The sequence below is a fragment of the Kosakonia cowanii JCM 10956 = DSM 18146 genome, assembly GCF_001975225.1.
GTDB classification, from domain to species: Bacteria; Pseudomonadota; Gammaproteobacteria; order Enterobacterales; family Enterobacteriaceae; genus Kosakonia; species Kosakonia cowanii.
On sequence record NZ_CP019445.1, the window covers coordinates 2697851 to 2716175 of the forward strand.

The 18325-nt window shown below is 58.5% G+C and carries 14 protein-coding genes; 3 read left to right on the top strand and 11 right to left on the bottom strand.

The window, feature by feature from the left end; all coding sequences use genetic code 11:
• Positions 1–2: 2 nt before the first annotated feature.
• From BWI95_RS12745 to cecR, 4 genes are read right to left on the bottom strand one after another with little or no spacing between them, the layout of a single operon-like run.
• Complete coding sequence (locus BWI95_RS12745) at positions 3–1136, bottom strand: ABC transporter permease (protein WP_076769584.1); 1134 nt, start codon at positions 1134–1136, stop codon at positions 3–5.
• Positions 1126–2865, bottom strand: coding sequence for an ATP-binding cassette domain-containing protein (locus tag BWI95_RS12750; protein WP_076769585.1), 1740 nt, complete (start codon positions 2863–2865; stop codon positions 1126–1128). The genes BWI95_RS12745 and BWI95_RS12750 overlap by 11 nt, the downstream gene beginning before the upstream one ends.
• Positions 2858–3853 (bottom strand): secretion protein HlyD, encoded by a 996-nt coding sequence (gene hlyD, locus BWI95_RS12755; protein ID WP_054803697.1) that lies wholly within the window; start codon positions 3851–3853, stop codon positions 2858–2860. The genes BWI95_RS12750 and hlyD overlap by 8 nt, the downstream gene beginning before the upstream one ends.
• Complete coding sequence (cecR, locus tag BWI95_RS12760) at positions 3853–4527, bottom strand: transcriptional regulator CecR (RefSeq protein WP_054803696.1); 675 nt, start codon at positions 4525–4527, stop codon at positions 3853–3855. Before cecR ends, hlyD begins: the two co-directional genes overlap by 1 nt.
• A 282-nt stretch (positions 4528–4809) precedes the next feature.
• On the opposite strand from cecR, the gene rhlE reads away from it, so the two are divergent.
• Complete coding sequence (gene rhlE, locus BWI95_RS12765; protein ID WP_076769586.1) at positions 4810–6240, top strand: ATP-dependent RNA helicase RhlE; 1431 nt, start codon at positions 4810–4812, stop codon at positions 6238–6240.
• A gap of 721 nt (positions 6241–6961) precedes the next feature.
• On the opposite strand, the gene BWI95_RS12770 is transcribed toward rhlE, so the two are convergent.
• The 4 genes from BWI95_RS12770 to licT form a co-directional block, all read right to left on the bottom strand.
• Positions 6962–8353, bottom strand: a complete 1392-nt coding sequence (locus BWI95_RS12770; RefSeq protein ID WP_076769587.1) for a glycoside hydrolase family 1 protein — start codon at positions 8351–8353, stop codon at positions 6962–6964.
• Positions 8354–8362: 9 nt separating this feature from the next.
• Positions 8363–9835, bottom strand: a complete 1473-nt coding sequence (locus BWI95_RS12775; protein ID WP_054804630.1) for a glycoside hydrolase family 1 protein — start codon at positions 9833–9835, stop codon at positions 8363–8365.
• An 11-nt stretch (positions 9836–9846) separates the two neighbouring features.
• Entirely contained in the window at positions 9847–11679 is a 1833-nt protein-coding gene (locus BWI95_RS12780; protein ID WP_054804629.1) for a beta-glucoside-specific PTS transporter subunit IIABC, read from the bottom strand.
• A gap of 157 nt (positions 11680–11836) precedes the next feature.
• Positions 11837–12673, bottom strand: coding sequence for a BglG family transcription antiterminator LicT (gene licT, locus BWI95_RS12785; RefSeq protein ID WP_076769588.1), 837 nt, complete (start codon positions 12671–12673; stop codon positions 11837–11839).
• A gap of 323 nt (positions 12674–12996) precedes the next feature.
• Here licT and dinG point away from each other — a divergent pair, with 323 nt between their 5' ends.
• Positions 12997–15138, top strand: a complete 2142-nt coding sequence (gene dinG, locus BWI95_RS12790) for an ATP-dependent DNA helicase DinG (protein ID WP_076769589.1) — start codon at positions 12997–12999, stop codon at positions 15136–15138.
• A 25-nt stretch (positions 15139–15163) separates the two neighbouring features.
• On the top strand, positions 15164–16132 hold the full coding sequence (ybiB, locus tag BWI95_RS12795) for a DNA-binding protein YbiB (protein ID WP_076769590.1): 969 nt from the start codon (positions 15164–15166) through the stop codon (positions 16130–16132).
• A 108-nt stretch (positions 16133–16240) separates the two neighbouring features.
• On the opposite strand, the gene ybiJ is transcribed toward ybiB, so the two are convergent.
• The 3 genes from ybiJ to BWI95_RS12810 form a co-directional block, all read right to left on the bottom strand.
• The gene (gene ybiJ / locus BWI95_RS12800) at positions 16241–16501 is read right to left on the bottom strand and encodes a DUF1471 family protein YbiJ (protein WP_054804628.1); all 261 of its coding nucleotides are present in this window, start codon (positions 16499–16501) and stop codon (positions 16241–16243) included.
• Positions 16502–16786: 285 nt separating this feature from the next.
• A complete protein-coding gene (locus tag BWI95_RS12805; protein ID WP_042713286.1) occupies positions 16787–17053 on the bottom strand; it encodes a DksA/TraR family C4-type zinc finger protein in 267 nt (88 codons plus the stop codon).
• Positions 17054–17645: 592 nt separating this feature from the next.
• Positions 17646–18260, bottom strand: coding sequence for a flavin reductase family protein (locus tag BWI95_RS12810; protein WP_054804079.1), 615 nt, complete (start codon positions 18258–18260; stop codon positions 17646–17648).
• Positions 18261–18325: the final 65 nt, after the last annotated feature.

Consider the following 18325-nt stretch of genomic DNA (forward strand, 5'->3'; position numbering starts at 1 on the left):
CCTTAATCCAGCCTGCGTTTGGTTTTCAGCCACGTCAGGCCGATAAACATCACGGCGGAGGCCACCAAAAACAGCATATTTATGGTCAATACCAGCGGAATATTGCCCGCCAGGAAGAGGCTTTGCAGCGTGCTGACAAAGTAACGCGCCGGGATGATATAGGTCACCGCACGAATAATCGCCGGCATACTGTCGATCTGAAAGATAAAGCCAGAGAGCATAATCGACGGCAGAAACGCGGCGTTCAGCGCCACCTGCGCGGCGTTAAACTGGTTGCGCGTGGTGGTGGAGATTAAAAGCCCCATGCCGAGCGTGCTGAGCAGAAACAGGCTGCTGAGCAGAAACAGGATCAGCAGCGAGCCGCGATAGGGCACACCGAGAATAAAGACCGACACCAGCATACAGAGCAGCATCGCCAGCATGCCGAGAAAGTAGTAGGGAATGAGCTTACAGAGCAGCAGCTCAGCGCGGGTGATCTCGGTGGAGAGCAGCGCCTCCATGGTGCCGCGCTCCCACTCGCGCGCCACCACCAGCGAGGTGAGGATCGCGCCAATTACCGTCATGATAATGGTCACCGCGCCGGGAATAATAAAGTGCTGGCTGATGGCCGCCGGGTTGAACCAGTAGCGCGTCTGCACATCGATTAGCGGCGTGAAGGTTTCGCCGCGATCTTCCGCGCGCTGCGCCTGCCAGAGCTGCCAGATCCCTTGTAAATAGCCCTGCACAAAGTTGGCGGTATTCGGTTCGCTGCCGTCGGTGATCACCTGAATCGGTGCCACCTCGCTGGGTCTTGCCATCTGGGCATCGAAGTTGACCGGAATCACCACCAGACCACGGATGCGCCCGGCCTGCATCATCTCAATCAACTGCTGGCGATCGCTGCTGATTGTGGCGTCAATATAGGGCGAGCCGGTGAGCGCGTGGGTAAAATCGAGCGCCTCATCGCTGCGCTGCTCAAGCAGCACGCCGACGCGCAGCTTGCTGGAGTCGAGGTTGATGCCGTAGCCAAAAATAAACAGCAGCAGCAGCGGGATCACCACCGCAATCAGCCAGCTACTCGGGTCACGCACGATTTGCCGCGTCTCTTTGACGCACAGCGCCCGTACGCGCCGCCAGGAGAGGGCGTTAACGCGCATTGCTATGCTCCTTATCCCAGTTCTGGATCAGCGTGATAAACGCATGCTCCATCGTCGGGTCCGGGTGGTTGTCATCGGCGGTCTGCGCTTTCAGCTCGTCCGGCGTGCCGCTGGCAATTAGTTTGCCGCGGTAGACCAGCCCGATGCGGTCGCAATACTCCGCCTCATCCATAAAGTGGGTGGTGACCATCACCGTCACCCCTTTTTCCACCATGCTGTTGATATGCAGCCAGAACTCGCGGCGGGTGAGGGGATCGACGCCGGAGGTGGGTTCATCGAGAAAAAGAATGTCCGGCTCGTGCATCAGCGAGCAGGCCAGCGCTAGCCGCTGCTTATAGCCGAGCGGCAGTTGATCGGTGGCGTGGCGGGCAATGGTCTCCAGGCCAAACGCTTCGCTCATTCGCGCCATCTTCTCCCGCTGCGCGCTGCCGCGCAGTCCATACACGCCGGAGAAGAAGCGCAGGTTCTGCTCCACGGTCAGGTTGCCGTAAAGGGAGAACTTTTGTGCCATATAGCCGAGGCGCTGGCGCGCTTTGCCGGAGCTGACTTTAAGATCCATATTCAGCACCAGCGCCTGGCCAGCGGTCGGCACCAGCAGGCCGCACATCATCTTAAAGGTGGTGGATTTGCCCGCACCGTTCGGGCCGAGCAGGCCAAAGATCTCGCCGCGCTTGACGGCAAAATTAACCTCGTCGGTGGCGGCAAAATCGCCAAACTTTTTGGTGAGCGATCTCGCTTCAATCACCGTCTCTTCGCTGTCGCCCTTCACCGAGTGCAGGATCTTGCCAAGCGGCGACTCGGCGGCACCCGCACCGCCCAGCAGGTCGATAAAGGCATCTTCGAAGCGCGGAGCGGTCTCCTCAATCTGTAGCGGCGGCATCTCTGGCGCGGCGTGAATCGCCTGCACATCGGCCCCTTTTTTCAGGATCATGCGCACCGAGCGCCCCTGGATCACGCCGTCGCTCACCTGCGGCAGCCTGAGAATGCGGCGCAGCAGGCGGCGGTTATTCTCATCGCGGCTGGTGAGCAGAAAGCTGCGCCCGGCCATGCTGCGGGTTAAGGCTTTCGGCTCGCCGTGGTAGAGCAGCTCGCCCTCGTTCATCAGCAGTACATCGCGGCACTGCTCCGCTTCATCAAGATAGGAGGTGCTCCAGAGGATCAGCATCCCGTCGCCCGCTAGTTCATGTACCATCTGCCACAGCTCACGCCGCGAAATGGGGTCGACGCCGACGCCCGGCTCATCAAGCAGCAGCACCTGCGGATCGCCGACCAGCGTACAGGCCAGCCCCAGCTTCTGCTTCATACCACCGGAAAGTTTGCCCGCCAGCCGGTCGGTAAAGGGGCCGAGAGAGGTAAACGCCAGCAGGCGGGTAAACATCTGCTGGCGCTTCTCGCCGGTGACGCTGCGCAGATCGGCATAGAGGATCAGGTTCTCCATCACCGTCAGATCTTCATAGAGGCCAAATTTCTGCGGCATATAGCCGAGCACGGCATGCAGTTCGCTGTCGTTGTCGATAGGGTCGAGGCCCAGCACACGCACGCGGCCTTCGTTCTGCTTCATCAACCCTGCCAGAATACGCATCAGCGTCGTTTTGCCCGCGCCATCCGGGCCGACCAGCCCGGTGACATAACCGGCCTGGATTTTACAATCCAGCCGCGCCACCGCCGGTTTCTCCATGCCGGGGAACTGTTTTACCAGCCCGTCGATCTGAATAGTCCGCTCATTCATGACGCGCCTCGCCGTCAAAACGCAGCGTCACCGGCATCCCCTGGCGCAGGTTATCATCGGCATCGGTGACGATAATGCGCAGGCGATAGACCAGGTCGGTACGCAGATCCGGGGTTTCAACGGTTTTTGGGGTAAATTCGGCGGTCGGCGAGACAAAGCCGATTTTGCCGTGATAGGGCTTATCCGGGCGGCCATCGGTGTAGAGCAGGATTTCGGCACCCGGTCGCGTCTGGTGCAGATTGCGCTCATCGACATAGGCGCGCACCCACACCGGGCGGGTCAGCGACAGGGTTAACACGCTGCTGCCTGCGTTAAGCATGCTGCCCGGCTCGACGGCGCGGGTCAGCACCGTGCCGTTGCTCGGCGCGACAAGCGTAGTGTCCTGCAAATCAAGCTGCGCCTGCGCCAATGCGGCCTGCGCCTGTTCGAGGCCCGCTTTCGCCTGGGCGATCTCCTGCGGGCGGTTACCAGCGCGGAACTGGCGCAACTTATCCTGCGCCGATTTGAGCGTTGCCTGCGCCTGGTCGCGCGCCGAGCGGGCATTCTCCAGATCGTTTGCCGAGATCACTTTTGTTTTCCACAGCCCCTGCTGGCGCTGATAGAAGTTCTGCGCGTAATCGTACGCCGCCTGCGCCTGGCTCACGGCGGAGGCCGCCTGGGCAATCTCCTCGGCGCGGTAGCCTTCGGTGGCTAACGCATATTTGGCTTCGGCAGTAGAGAGGTTGGCTTTCGCCTGCAACAGCGCGTTTTCATAAGGCGCGCGGTCGATTTCGCCGAGCTTCTGCCCGGCCTGTACGCTGTCGCCCTCATCCACCTGCAACGCCGCCAGCCGCCCGCCGACGCGAAAACTTAAATTAACGGTGCGGATATCGACATTGCCATACAGCGTCAGGCTGTCGTCCTGCCTGCTTTGATACCAGTACCAACCGCCGGCGAGCATCGCCAGCAGCACCACGCTGAGTAACACCACAACGCTACGCTTTTTCATCACTCCGGACTCCTGTGCGTTAATCCCTGCAAAATAAAATCGATATGGCAGGTGATGACTTGAAAGATCATTTCCGTTTTCTCTTCGTCGAACTGCGTCCAGCCTGCACGCAGCAAAATGGTCTCCCGCACCAGGCGGAAGGCGAGGATCTCGCCGATTAAGGCGTGGGCATGCAGCACCATCTGCGTGCTGTCGGCATCCTGTCCGGTGTAGGCGGCGAGCAGGCGCGTCAAATGCTGGTGCATCGGGTCGATCACCTGCTCATGCACAATCTGATAGGCGCGAGTGGGGGAGAGCTGCTCGCGGGAGATAAATTTGCTCAGGTTTAGGGTTTCATCATGGGTGAGCAGCGTGAGCATCTCTTTGCTGGCGCGATGGATCAGCGCGCGGATGGCCGATCGGTCAGGCTCGGTCTCGGCAAACAGCGCCTCGGCGGCCTGCACGTGTGGCGCAAAATGGTGGCTGATAAAGTCGGCAATCCACTGCGCGCAGGCGAGGTAGAGATCCTCTTTCGAGCCGAAGTAGTAAGGGATGGCGGCGATGTTCTGCCCGGCCTGGGCGGCGATATCCCGCGTGGTGGCATGCAGGCCATACTCGCCAAACTGCGCAAGGGCGGCGGCAATTAACTGATTTTTGGCCTGTTCGCCTTTGCTGGTGGTCGGTGTGCTATTCATAGGGGTTATAAAATTAATCAATCGATTGATTAACTTTACGACGCCGGAAAAATGTTGTCCAATTTTTGCGCAGGAAATGTGAGGGGGGCTAAATTTATCCCTTTTTCAGAGAATGAAGCGGGAAGATATCTTGCTGAGACATTGACGTGGGATATTTTATGCGCCGGATCACAAAAGCTGATACACTCCGCACCTTCATGACATTGTGGTTTTTGTCATCAGTCTACCTATTATCTCCTCGAAAACTACACCTGTGACAGGTCGGGGCGGTGCGGAGTTGTTATGTCATTTGATGCCCTTGGCCTGAATCCGGATATCCTGCGCGCAGTTGCGGAGCAGGGTTACCTCGAGCCGACCCCTATTCAACAGCAGGCGATCCCTGCGGTGCTGCAAGGCCGCGATCTGATGGCCAGCGCCCAGACCGGTACCGGTAAAACCGCCGGTTTTACACTGCCGCTGTTGCAACGCCTGGTGCAGAGCCAGCCTCACGCGAAAGGCCGCCGTCCGGTACGCGCCCTGATCCTGACCCCAACCCGTGAACTCGCGGCGCAGGTCGGTGAGAACGTGCAGGAGTATAGCCAGTATCTCAATATTCGTTCGATGGTCGTCTTCGGCGGCGTCAGCATTAACCCGCAGATGATGAAACTGCGTGGCGGCGTTGACATCCTGGTGGCTACCCCGGGCCGTCTGCTCGATCTCGAACACCAAAACGCCCTGAAGCTCGACAGCGTGGAAATTCTCGTGCTGGATGAAGCTGACCGTATGCTGGATATGGGCTTTATCCACGATATTCGCCGCGTGCTGTCGAAGCTGCCGGCGAAGCGTCAGAACCTGCTCTTCTCCGCGACCTTCTCGGATGAGATCAAACAGCTGGCGGAAAAACTGCTGCACAACCCGCTGGAAATCGAAGTCGCACGCCGTAACACCGCTTCCGAGCAGGTGACGCAGCACGTTCACTTTGTGGATAAGAAACGCAAGCGGGAACTGCTGTCGCAGATGATTGGCGAAGGTAACTGGCAGCAGGTGCTGGTCTTTACCCGTACCAAGCATGGCGCCAACCACCTGGCCGAGCAGCTGAATAAAGATGGCATCACCAGTGCGGCGATCCACGGTAATAAGAGCCAGGGCGCACGTACCCGCGCGCTGGCAGACTTTAAATCCGGTTCGATTCGCGTGCTGGTGGCAACAGATATCGCCGCGCGCGGCCTGGATATCGAAGAGCTGCCGCATGTCGTCAACTATGAGTTGCCGAACGTGCCGGAAGATTACGTACACCGCATCGGCCGTACCGGCCGTGCTGCCGCCACCGGCGAAGCGCTGTCGCTGGTCTGTGTCGATGAGCATAAACTGCTGCGCGACATTGAGCGTCTGCTGAAAAAAGAGATCCCGCGTGTTGCGGTTGCAGGCTATGAGCCGGATCCGTCAATTAAAGCGGAGCCGATCCAGAATGGCCGTGGTCAGAACGGTGGCCGTCAGGGCGGCGGTGGACGCGGGCAGGGCGGTGGCGGCGGTCGCAGCCAGTCCGCACCGCGCCGTAGTGAAGGCGAAACGCCGAAAGCGCGTCATCCGCGTCGTAGCAACGACGGCGCAGCCGCGAAATCGGAAGGTGGAGCCGCGAAGCCCGTGGGCAATCGCCGTCTTGATGGCGGTGCAGCGAAACCGGCAAACAACGGCGCACGCCGTCGTCGTCCGCGTAAACCCGCTTCCGCGTAAATCTGTTTCCGTTCAGGCCGGGTAGGTTTATCCGGCACTCAAAACCGCCATCGGGCATTACGCCGGATGGCGGTTTTTTTATGGTGCTGCTGACACGATCTCACTGAAACGGCGTTGGCCGGATAAGCGTGAGCGCCATCCGGCATTCTCCCCGCGGCACCGATTGCCGGATGGCGGCTCCGCCTTATCCGGCCTACCAAAACGGAGCCCGCTGCCGCTGGAACGGCGTAGGCCGGATAAGCGCCAGCGCCATCCGGCAATGTATCAGCGATACCGACTTTGCTTTTATCTGCAATATGACAGCGAGGGGGTTGTGTCCCCGCTGAAATCGGCGAACCGAAGCGTGAATGACAAGGTCTGGACGCCATGGATGGCGGACAGAGGCGAACCGAGACAGGATGTCGAGTCGAGCCGGCCGCAGTCAGACACGCGGGAGGTGAGCGCAGTGCGCAGCACCGATTTCCTCGCGGGGCCGCGGGGATTGACAAGGGGGGAGCGGTCCCCCCCTTGTCCCGTTCACCGCATAAGAGATTAATGAAACTCCCCAATGCCTGGTGAACGGAACCGTTCCACAAAATGCCATATGCCAGACCCATTGCCGGATGGCGGCTGCGCCTTATCCGGCCTACTGAACCCCGTCCACCGAGGCAACGTGCCGCACCGATTGCCGGATGGCGCGTTACACGCTTATCCGGCCTGCGCGGTTTCAGAGGCCGGGATTTTACAACACCTCGCCATTACTGGCGATAACCTGCTGATACCACCCAAAGCTGCGCTTTTTGCTGCGCTTGAGCGTGCCGTTGCCCTCGTTGTCTTTATCGACATAGATAAAGCCGTAACGCTTTTTCATCTCGCCGGTGCCGGCGCTGACAATATCAATCGGTCCCCACCAGGTGTAACCCATAATCTCGCAGCCATCCGCAATCGCCTCGGCCATTGCCTGAATATGGCGGCGGCCATAATCGATGCGCGCCTGGTCATTAATCTCGCCGTTAGCCTGCACCTCATCAACACCGCCATAACCGTTTTCAACGATAAACAGCGGCTTGCGGTAGCGGTCCGCCAGCTCATTACAGACGATACGAAAACCGAGGGGATCGATAGGCCAGCCCCACTCGGTCTTCTCCAGGAACGGGTTATCCAGCCCGGCGGTGCCGCCGGTATCGACGCGGAACTGCCCGCCCGCCTGGTGCAGCACGCTGCGGTAGTAGCTAAAGCCGAGGTAATCGGAGGGGTACGCTTTGAGCAGTTGCATGTCGCCCTCTGCCATCTCCAGCTTCACACCCAGATCGTTCAGCAGCCGTTTAGCGTACGCCGGGTATTCGCCCAGCATCATCACATCGGAGAAGAGCAGCGAGCGGCGGCGCAGCTGCATGGTCGAGAAGATATCCTCCGGGTTGCAGCTTGCCGGGTAGACGGTGCTCAGCGACAACATACAGCCAATAAGCGCATTGGGCATGATCTCGTGGCAGAGCATGTTCGCCAGCGCATTGGCGACGAACTGGTGGTGGTTCGCCTGCCAAATCTCCTGTGGGCTGGCGTCAACATCCACCGCGCCAGTGGCAAACGGCATACGGTTCATGTTGTTCAGCTCATTAAAGGTCATCCAGTATTTGACCTTGCCCTGATAACGGCGGAACACCGTCTCGCAGTAGCGGGTGAAGAAGTCGATAAGCTGGCGGTTTTTCCAGCCGCCATACTCCTGATAGAGCGCCAGCGGCGTTTCGTAATGCGAGAGCGTGATCACCGGCTCAATGCCGTACTTCAGCAGCTCATCAAACAGGTTGTCGTAAAAGTGCAGCCCCGCCTCGTTGGGCGTAGTCTCATCCCCGCGCGGGAAGATGCGCGACCAGGCAATCGAGGTGCGAAAGCATTTGAAGCCCATCTCGGCGAAGAGCGCTACATCCTCTTTGTAGTGATGGTAAAAGTCGACCGCCTGGTGGCTGGCGTAATAGAGGTTCGGGTCAATCACCGAATCATGTTTACCGGAAGCGATACCGCCACGCACCACGTCAGCGATAGAGGGCCCTTTGCCATCTTCGTCCCATGCGCCTTCCGCCTGATTAGCAGCAATCGCGCCGCCCCATAAAAAGTCGTTCGGAAAAACAGACATATCTGCTCCTTAATCCGCTAAGTCTTCGCCATTCGAGGCGATCAGTTTTTTATACCAGTGGTAGCTTTTCTTCAGCGAGCGCGCCTGGCTGCCGTTGCCCATATCGTCCTGATCGACATAGATAAAGCCGTACCGCTTGGAGATTTGCGCCGTCCCGGCGCTGACCACATCAATCGGCCCCCACCAGGTGTAACCAAAGAGATCAACGCCGTCGGCAATCGCCTCCTGCATCTGCACCACGTGCTGGCGCAGGTAGTCGATACGGTAATCGTCGTCGATGGAGCCATCCGGATTAACGGTATCCACCGCGCCGAGGCCGTTTTCGGCAATAAACAGCGGCTTCTGGTAGCGGTCATAGAGCTGATTGAGCGCCAGCCGCAGCCCTTTCGGATCGATCTGCCAGCCCCATTCACTGGTGGTGAGGTGCGGGTTACGAATGCCACCGGTGATCAGGTTGCCTTCTGCGCCGTCATGCAATGCCGGGTTGGCGCTGACGGTGCTCGACATGTAGTAACTGAACGAAACGAAATCGACCGGGTGCTGGCGCAGGATCTCATCATCGCCAACCACTTTTTGCAGCGTCACCCCTTTTTCCGCCAGCATGCGATCGGTGTAGGCGGGGTAGTAGCCGCGTGCCTGCACGTCGCTGAAGAAGAGCGATACGCGCTGCATCTCTTCGCAGGCCTGCAAATCATCCGGGTGGCAGGTGTGCGGGTAGAGCATCTGGTAGCTGATCATGCAGCCCATCTGCGAGCCGGGAATAATGGTGTGGCACGCTTTGGTGGCGAGCGCGCTGGCAACAAACTGGTGGTGCGCGCCCTGGTACTTATCCTGCTCAAGATGCGGGTTGTCCTCCTCAATCACCCCGACGCTGACATAGGGGTGGTGCTTCACGCAGTTGATCTCGTTAAAGGTCATCCAGTACTTCACCTTTTTGCGATAACGCGTAAAGACGGTGGTGGCGAAGCGGACATAGAAATCGACCAGCTGGCGGTTTGGCCAGCCGCCGTAATCGGTGACCAGCGCCAGCGGCATTTCATAGTGCGAGAGCGAGACAATCGGCTCGATGCCGTGCGTGCGCAGCGTGTCGAACACCTCGTCATAAAACGCCAGCCCTGCTTCGTTGGGCGTGGTCTCATCCCCGCGCGGGAAGATGCGCGTCCAGGCGATCGACATACGAAAACACTTGAAGCCCATACCGGCAAACAGCGCGATATCCTCTTTGAAGTGGTGGTAGAAGTCGTTGCCTTTGCGCTTCGGGTAGTACTTTTTGCTGTCAGGATCCTGCGCTTCGCGCACCTGCGCGTGGGTCATGCCCAGCCACTGATCGAGCCAGCGCTCGCGCGGCGTGTTGATATCGAAGGTGTAGACATCGGAGACGGAGAGCCCTTTGCCGTCGACATTCCATGCCCCTTCAAGCTGGTTGGCCGCCGTTGCGCCGCCCCATAAAAACCCTTCCGGAAATGATTTCGAATAAGCCACTGATGTGCTCCTTAGGCCGCGCTTGCGGTCAATGTGAGAAATGCGTCCCGGCTGGCGACATCGCCATCTGTTTTCACCGGGCTGATATCGCCGTACTGTTCGCTATTGGTGACCACCACGATCACGCTCGGATCGATCCCCTCTGCCCGCAGCGCGGCGAGATCGAAGCTGACCAGCAGATCGCCCACCTCCACGTTCTGCCCGGCCTCGATATGGCTGGTGAAGTGCTTGCCGCCGAGTTTCACCGTGTCGATACCGATGTGGATGAGAATTTCGGCGCCGGTATCGCTCTCCAGTGCCAGCGCGTGGTGGGTTTCAAACAGCGACTCCACCTTGCCGTTGACCGGCGAACGCAGCTCGCCGTTGCTCGGGTCGATAGCCAGCCCCTTGCCGAAAATCTCATCGGCAAAGACCGGGTCGCTCAGGGTGTTGAGGGCTTTCAGCGTGCCGCTAACCGGGGCGAAGAGTCGCTCCTCCTCGCGCGCAATCTTCACCGGGCTGACGCCTGCAACCACCTTCTCTTCGAAACCGAGGATCACCGTCAGCACGGCAGCGGAGACAAAGGAGAGCGCGATACTGACAATCGCCCAGAGAAAGGTCGGGCCGACCAGCGCCGGCAGGCCGGGCAAGCCGCTGAGGGCAAAGGCGTAGGTTTTCACCCCCATCGCCATCGCAAAGCCGCCGCCAATCGCGCCGCCCAGCAGCGCGGCGGCAAAGGGGCGTTTGTAGCGGATATTGACGCCGTACATCGCCGGTTCGGTGATGCCCATCATCGCGCTGAAGCTGGTGGAGAGCGCCAGCGACTTCAGCTTCTTATCGCGTGCGCGAATAAACACGCCGAAAGCCGCGCCCGCCTGGCCGAGGTTGGCGACATAAAAGAGGATTTTGAACGGGTCGAAACCCATGGTGCTGATGTTGTTGATCATGATTGGCACCAGCACATAGTGCATGCCGGTAATGATGATCATCGACAGCGTGCCGCCCACCACCACGCCCGCAACGATGCCCATGTTCTCCACCAGCCAGATAATGCCGCCGGAGAGCGCATTGCCGGCGAAAATACCGAGCGGCCCGATAACCATCAGCGTAATCGGCGCGACAATCACCAGGCTCAGTAGCGGCACAAACATCGTTTTCAGCACGCCGGGCATGATGCGGTCAATCAGCTTCTCCACCCGGCTTAACAGCCACACCGCCAGCAGAATCGGGATCACCGTCGAGGCGTAATTGACCGTTGGCACCGGCAGGCCGAGAAAGCTCACCGGCGCGCCGGATTTAAACAGCGTCTGGATCGCCGGGTGGAAGAGGGTGGCGGCGAGCGCCACGGCGACGTAGGGGTTGGCACCAAACTTATTCCCGGCGCTGAAAGCCAGCGCCAGCGGCATAAAGTAGAAGACGCCGTCGCTGATGGCGAGCAGGATCTGGTAGGTCTGGTTGCTGGTCTGAAGCCACTGCATGGCGACCATCAGTGCCAGCACCCCTTTCAGGATCCCGGCTCCGGCAATTGCCGGAATGATCGGTGAGAAGATGCTCGATAACCCCTCCAGCACCACCGACACCAGGTTACGCCGTTTGCTGCTGCTGGCACTGGACGAGACGCCTGGCAGTTGCGCCAGCAGCGCTTCGCAGAGTGGGGCGACCTCATTACCGATAATCAGCTGGTACTGATCGCCAGAGATATTCACGCCGATCACGCCATCCAGCGCTTCCAGCGCCGCGCGGTCGACCTTGTCATGGTCGTGAAGGAGAAAACGCAGGCGGGTGATGCAGTGAAACAGCGACAGGATATTCTCCTTGCCGCCGATATGCGCAATGATCTTCTGCGCGGTTTGCGGGTAGTTCATGCTCATTCCTCCAGACAGACGCCGATTTTCTGGCGTCATCAACAAACATCGGCCCCGGCCGATACCTTGTTTCCTCTGGGGTTTGCCTGATTTAACAGTAACAAGCCTGGATGGAATTCATTTTTCACGCCGCAGGCATATCTGCCTGCCGGGTGAATTACGCCGACCGTTGCACCACGTTTTCGATATGCACGGTCAGATAAAGCTTCTCGGAGTTGCTCATGGTGTGGTGATAATGTTTGCCGACAAACTCGCTGATGGCGTTAACGCACTTCAGCGTCGTTTGATAGCGGCGCTCAACCATGGCAAATAACTCCTCGTCATCGTTGTTTAATACCTCCCCGGCAATCACCCGCTGCGCGAAAAATTTTAAATGAGTAATAAAGCGCTGGTAATTGAGGGTGTGCTCATCGGGCGGCAGGGTAAAAAAGTATCTGACGATATTTTGCAGCTGATAAATAAGCCGGGTAATTTGCGTGGTTTTTCCCATCGTATCGTTCAGCCCGGCGTTCACAATATGCAGGGCGATACTGCACGCTTCGCTGTCCGGTAACAGCGTGCCGGTGCGCGCCACCACCATGCCCAGCGCCTGGCGGCCAATGGCGTACTCGGCGGTGTAAAAGTGGCGCACTTCCCACTCCAGCGGGTTGGCTAAACTCTCGCCTTTTTCACTGCGTTGCAGGGCAAAATGGAGGTGATCGGCAAGGGTGACATACAGCCCGTCGCTTAATTTATGCGGCAGGGTTTCGCACGCGAGGGCGACAATATCCGCGGTTAACTGGACAATTTCCACCGGCACTTCGCTCACCAGATCTTTAAAACGGGCCGAGAGCTGGGAGTCTTTCAGGTGGAATATCTTCTCAATGGCGTCCATATTGACGCGGTCACCGCTCTGGGTATTAAACCCGAGGCCGCGCCCGGTCAGAATTACCTCAAAGCCGTGCTCATCGAGGGCGCTGACAACGTTATTATTTAATATTTGTTTGACCAGCATCGCCAACTCCTGCAAACAAAAACGGGCAAAACATAAATACAGCCAGGGACGGATTGATCCCCTCAGTCTGCATTTAGGTTTTGCCCGATATTCGGTAACAAGCGTAATGCAGATAAAAAGCTAGCATTGACCATATAAATGTTCAACGCGTCGGGAAGCGGTTTCATAAATGGATCTGCCAATTTGTGATCGGCTTTGCGAAAAGTATCGTCTGCCTGACGTGCGATTTACGAGCAGGCTTCCATAACGGCAAAAAGCGTTCGCCCCTGCGGGCGAAAAAGTGCCACAATAGTGGCCGTTTATACAGTACTTCAGGTTATCGAATGGCCCTTACCGCCGCGTTAAAAGCGCAAATTGCCGCCTGGTATAAGGCGTTGCAACAACAGATCCCGGACTTTATTCCCCGCGCGCCGCAGCGTCAGATGATTGCTGACGTGGCAAAAACGCTGGCGGGCGATGAGGGCCGCCATCTGGCGATTGAAGCGCCGACCGGGGTCGGTAAAACCCTCTCATACCTTATTCCGGGCATTGCCATTGCCCGTGAAGAGCAGAAAACGCTGGTGGTCAGCACCGCCAACGTCGCCCTACAGGATCAGATCTTCAGTAAAGATCTGCCGCTGCTGCGCAAAATTATTCCCGATTTACGCTTTACCGCCGCCTTTGGCCGCGGGCGCTATGTCTGCCCGCGCAATCTTGCCGCACTCGCCAGCAGCGATCCCAATCAGCAGGATCTGCTGGCCTTTCTTGATGACGAACTGACGCCCGGCAACAAAGAGGAGCAGACGCGCTGCGCATCGCTGAAAGCCGATCTCGACAGCTACAAGTGGGATGGCCTGCGCGATCACACCGATAAAGCCATCAGCGACGATCTCTGGCGACGCCTGAGCACCGATAAAGCAGGCTGCCTGAACCGTAACTGCCACTACTACCGCGAGTGCCCCTTCTTTGTGGCGCGTCGGGAGATCCAGGAAGCGGAAGTGGTGGTTGCCAACCACGCGCTGGTGATGGCGGCGATGGAGAGCGAAGCGGTGCTGCCGGAGCCGAAAAACCTGCTGCTGGTGCTCGATGAGGGCCACCATCTGCCGGATGTAGCCCGCGATGCGCTGGAGATGTCGGCAGAGATCACCGCAGGCTGGTATCAGCTGCAACTCGATCTCTTCACCAAACTGGTGGCGACCTGCCTTGAGCAGTTTCGCCCAAAAACCCTGCCGCCGCTGGCCACGCCCGAGCGGCTCAACGCCCACTGCGAAGAGCTGTTTGAACTGATCTCCTCCCTCAACGCCATTCTCAATCTCTATCTTCCCGCCGGGCAGGAGGCAGAACACCGCTTTACGATGGGCGAACTGCCGGATGAAGTGATGGAGATCTGCCAGCGGCTGGCGAAACTGACCGAGATGCTGCGCGGGCTGGCGGAGCTGTTTCTCAACGATCTCAGCGAGAAAACCGGCAGCCATGACGTTGTGCGTCTGCACCGGGTGATTTTGCAGATGAACCGGGCGCTTGGGATGTTTGAGAGTCAGAGCAAGCTCTGGCGGCTGGCATCGATGGCGCAAGCCTCCGGCGCCCCGGTCTCCAAGTGGGTAACGCGCGACGTGCGCGACGGGCAGTTGCACCTGCAGTTTCACTGCGTCGGCATTCGCGTCAGCGACCAGCTGGAAAAGCTGCTCTGGCGCAGCGTGCCGCATATCGTCGTCACCTCGGCGACCCTGCGCTCGCTCAACAGCTTCAACCGCTTGCAGGAGATGAGCGGGCTGAAGGAGAAAGCGGGCGACCGCTTTGTCAGCCTCGACTCGCCGTTCAACCATGTCGATCAGGGGAAGATTATTATTCCGCAGATGCGCTACGAGCCGCTGATGGAGAACGAAGAGCAGCATATCGCCGAGATGGCGACCTGGTTTCGTGAACAGGTGGAGAGCAGAGCGCACCGCGGAATGCTGGTGCTATTCGCCAGCCAGCGCGCGATGCAGCTCTTTCTTACCTATGTGCCCGATCTGCGTCTGTTGCTGCTGGTGCAGGGCGATCAGCCCCGTTACCGGCTGGTGGAGTCGCACCGAAAACGCATCGACGGCGGTGAACGCAGCGTGCTGGTTGGCCTGCAATCCTTTGCTGAAGGGCTGGATCTGAAGGGGGATTACCTCACCCAGGTGCATATCCATAAGATTGCTTTCCCGCCCATCGACAGCCCGGTGGTGATCACCGAAGGCGAGTGGCTCAAAAGCCTCAAGCGTTATCCCTTTGAAGTGCAGAGCCTGCCGAGCGCCTCGTTTAACCTGATTCAGCAGGTCGGGCGCCTGATCCGCAGCCATGAGTGTCGCGGTGAAGTGGTGATCTACGATAAGCGGCTGTTGACCAAGAGTTATGGGAAACGCCTGCTTGATGCACTGCCAATATTTCCAATTTCCCAACCGCCGATGCCTGACGTTATAGTGAAGAAACCAGAACAGAAGCGCCGCAAGCGCCGTTAACGATGTGAGCACGCAAGGAGAGTCCATGGATTACCGCACCATCATTAAAGAGGTTGGCCGGGGCAAAAATCACGCCCGCGACCTTGATATTGACACCGCCCGCAGCCTCTACGCGAGGATGCTCAACGGCGAGGTACCGGAACTGGAGATGGGCGCGATCCTGATTGCGCTGCGTATTAAAGGGGAAGGCGAGGCCGAAATGCGCGGCTTCTACGCGGCGATGCAGGAGCGGACAATGAAGCTGACGCCGCCGGTGGCGAAACCGATGCCGATTGTTATCCCGAGCTATAACGGCGCGCGCAAGCAGGCGAACCTGACGCCGCTGCTGGCGATTCTGCTCAACAAACTGGGCTTTCCGGTGGTGGTGCACGGCGTCAGTGAAGATCCGACCCGCGTCGTCAGTGAGACGATTTTCGCCCTGCTGGGCATTGAAGCCACCACGCTTGCTGGCCAGGCGCAGGCGAAGCTGGAGGGGCATCAGCCGGTCTATATTCCGGTAAGCGCCCTCTGCCCGCCGCTGGAGGATCAGCTGGGTCTACGCTGGCGTATGGGCGTTCGTAACAGCGCGCACACGCTGGCGAAGCTGGCGACCCCCTTTGCCGAAGAGGCGGCGTTGCGCCTCTCCAGCGTGTCGCACCCGGAGTACCTCACCCGCGTAGGGAAATTTTTCGCTGATATCGGCGGGCGCGGGCTGCTGATGCAGGGCACCGAAGGGGAAGTGTACGCCAACCCGCAGCGCTGCCCGCAGATGAACCTGATCGATCCCGTGGGCGAGCGCGTGCTTTTTGCCCGCAGTGATGCGGTGGTTGAACCTGCTGCTGCGGGTGCGGCGAAAGATGCCGACAGCACCGCGCGCTGGATCGAGGGTTGCCTGAGCGGACGCGAAGCAATACCGGAGTCATTAAAGGTGCAGCTGGCCTGCTGCCTGATGGCAAGCGGTGAAGCGCAGACGCTGGAAGAGGGGCTGGCGCACGTCGCGGCGACATTTGGATAAAAAAAAGCCCGTCACAATCCTGGACGGGCCATGCAAAGGGCAATAAGGGTCAATGAGGGTGGTGCATCCGGCAGAGGGTTAAAATGCCGGGGTAAAACGCGGGTCAGGTTACTTATAGATAACCGCTGTGCCACTCAGCTTGTTATTGCCAGTGGTAGACAGAATGCTGTAGCCAGAAGCACCTGCCGCTTTGGCTTTCTCTGCCAGGCGTGCTTCAAGGCCGTCCAGCGTGGTTGCGCCGTGGGCGGATACCACACCGATTTTGTTCAGCTCGCCTGCCTGAGCAGGGTTAACAGACTGAGCCGCAAAAGCACCGAAAGAGAGGGTGGATAATGCGACAGCAGCAACAGCATATTTAATGGCGTTCATAGGGTTTCTCTCGCAGGTTATACTGAATTTGGGACGATGTTCCGTCGATGTGATAAGTATCACAGTTTTTTATCAGCGAGAAAATCGAAGAGAATTGAAAGCCTTGTTCTAAAAAATTGAACAATAGTTAAGTTTTTGAAGCATAAAGGTTAAAAAGATAAAAAAGCAGGAAATGGGAGCACTACCTCGCCACGCGGAGATAAGCGGCACATTTTGCGACAAGCGAAGCGGAAAAGTGTGAAGGTAAAGGTAAGTGCTTATCCTGCCGCGAAGCGTCAGGAAAAGTCAGCGCAGCTGGCTATCCTTCGATCCTCTGCGATTATATCCTGAATATGTCGAGTTATGTAAATCTTTCTCCTGCTGGCATTTCACGCACAGCCGCACGCCGGGAATCGCTTTTCGCCGCGCTTCCGGAATGGTTTCACCGCACTCTTCGCACTCTGTAAGGCTCTCACCACCCGGAATATCCCGGCGCGCACGGGCGACCGCATCCTCAATGGTGCTGTCGATCTGCTGCTGTACTGCATCGTCGTTTGCCCAACCTGAAGCCATAATTTCCTCCTGTATAGCTATTAAGTATAGACGCTATAAGGTGGCATGAAGTTGTAGGCCGGATAAGGCGTAAGGGAATGAAGCCGCTGGAACGGCGTAGGCCGGATAAGCGTTTACGCGCCATCCGGCATTATCTTCGCGGCACAATTGCCGGATGGCGGCTGCGCCTTATCCGGCCTACCAAAACGAGCCTACAGCCACACCAATATTGCTTTTACCTGCGGTCTCGCAGCGACGGTGTTGACCCCCGCTGAAATCGGCGAACCGAAGCGTGAATGACAAGGTCTGGACGCCATGGATGGCGGACAGAGGCGAACCGAGACAGGATGTCGAGTCGAGCCGGCCGCAGTCAGGCACGCGGGAGGTGAGCGCAGTGCGCAGCACCGATTTCCTCGCGGGGCCGCGGGGATTGACAAGGGGGGAGCGGTCCCCCCCTTGTCCCGTTCACCGCATAAGAGATTAATGAAACTCCCCAATCTCTGGTGAACGGAACCATTCCACCGAGGTAATCCCATTGCCGGATGGCGCGTTACACGCTTATCCGGCCTACGCCGTTTCAGAGATAATCGTTTTAATAGCCTGGCGGCGTTGATTAACGATTATCCGGCCTGACTAAATCGAAACGCTGATCCTCGCTAATACCGTAATAAGCGGACGGTCCTCCGGCGCGCAGCACCGGTTGCGCCTTCGCCGTCTGGTAGATGCCCTCTTCGAGCAGCGATTCATCAATATGCACCGCCACCACTTCCCCCAGTACCAACCAGCTCTCAATCGGGCTGCCATCGGCGGCGGTGAGTTGAATGCATTGCGAAAGACGGCACTCAAAGTTAACCGGGCTTTCCGCCACGCGCGGGGCGCGCACCAGTCGACTCTCTGCCGGGGTCAGCCCGGCGCGGGCGAACTCATCTTCGCCGTGCGCCAGCGATGCGGAGGTCTCATTCATCTGTACCGCCAGATCGCGGGTGGTTAAGTTCCAGACAAACTCTTTGCTCTCAACGATATTCTGCACGCTATCTTTCCAGCCGCTGCTGGCGAAACCAATGATCGGCGGGCGGTAGTTAAAGCAGTTGAAGAAGCTATAGGGCGCCAGGTTGCGGCGGCCTTGCCCGTCCAGCGAGGCGATCCAGCCGATAGGGCGCGGGCCGACAATGGCATTCAGCGGGTCGTGCGGCAGGCCATGACCTTTCGCGGGCTCATAAAAATACATAGCGTCTCCTGATGGCAAAAAGTTTCTTCAGGCTCCCTTATTTACCCGGCTGGCGTCAACGGGTA

Excerpts from the sequence above, each read along its gene's own strand:
- BWI95_RS12745 (WP_076769584.1), bottom strand. The coding sequence starts at position 1,136 with ATGCGCGTTAACGCCCTCTCCTGGCGGCGCGTACGGGCGCTGTGCGTC.
- BWI95_RS12750 (WP_076769585.1), bottom strand. The coding sequence starts at position 2,865 with ATGAATGAGCGGACTATTCAGATCGACGGGCTGGTAAAACAGTTCCCC.
- hlyD (WP_054803697.1), bottom strand. The coding sequence starts at position 3,853 with ATGAAAAAGCGTAGCGTTGTGGTGTTACTCAGCGTGGTGCTGCTGGCG.
- cecR (WP_054803696.1), bottom strand. The coding sequence starts at position 4,527 with ATGAATAGCACACCGACCACCAGCAAAGGCGAACAGGCCAAAAATCAG.
- rhlE (WP_076769586.1), top strand. The coding sequence starts at position 4,810 with ATGTCATTTGATGCCCTTGGCCTGAATCCGGATATCCTGCGCGCAGTT.
- BWI95_RS12770 (WP_076769587.1), bottom strand. The coding sequence starts at position 8,353 with ATGTCTGTTTTTCCGAACGACTTTTTATGGGGCGGCGCGATTGCTGCT.
- BWI95_RS12780 (WP_054804629.1), bottom strand. The coding sequence starts at position 11,679 with ATGAACTACCCGCAAACCGCGCAGAAGATCATTGCGCATATCGGCGGC.
- licT (WP_076769588.1), bottom strand. The coding sequence starts at position 12,673 with ATGCTGGTCAAACAAATATTAAATAATAACGTTGTCAGCGCCCTCGAT.
- dinG (WP_076769589.1), top strand. The coding sequence starts at position 12,997 with ATGGCCCTTACCGCCGCGTTAAAAGCGCAAATTGCCGCCTGGTATAAG.
- ybiB (WP_076769590.1), top strand. The coding sequence starts at position 15,164 with ATGGATTACCGCACCATCATTAAAGAGGTTGGCCGGGGCAAAAATCAC.
- ybiJ (WP_054804628.1), bottom strand. The coding sequence starts at position 16,501 with ATGAACGCCATTAAATATGCTGTTGCTGCTGTCGCATTATCCACCCTC.
- BWI95_RS12805 (WP_042713286.1), bottom strand. The coding sequence starts at position 17,053 with ATGGCTTCAGGTTGGGCAAACGACGATGCAGTACAGCAGCAGATCGAC.
- BWI95_RS12810 (WP_054804079.1), bottom strand. The coding sequence starts at position 18,260 with ATGTATTTTTATGAGCCCGCGAAAGGTCATGGCCTGCCGCACGACCCG.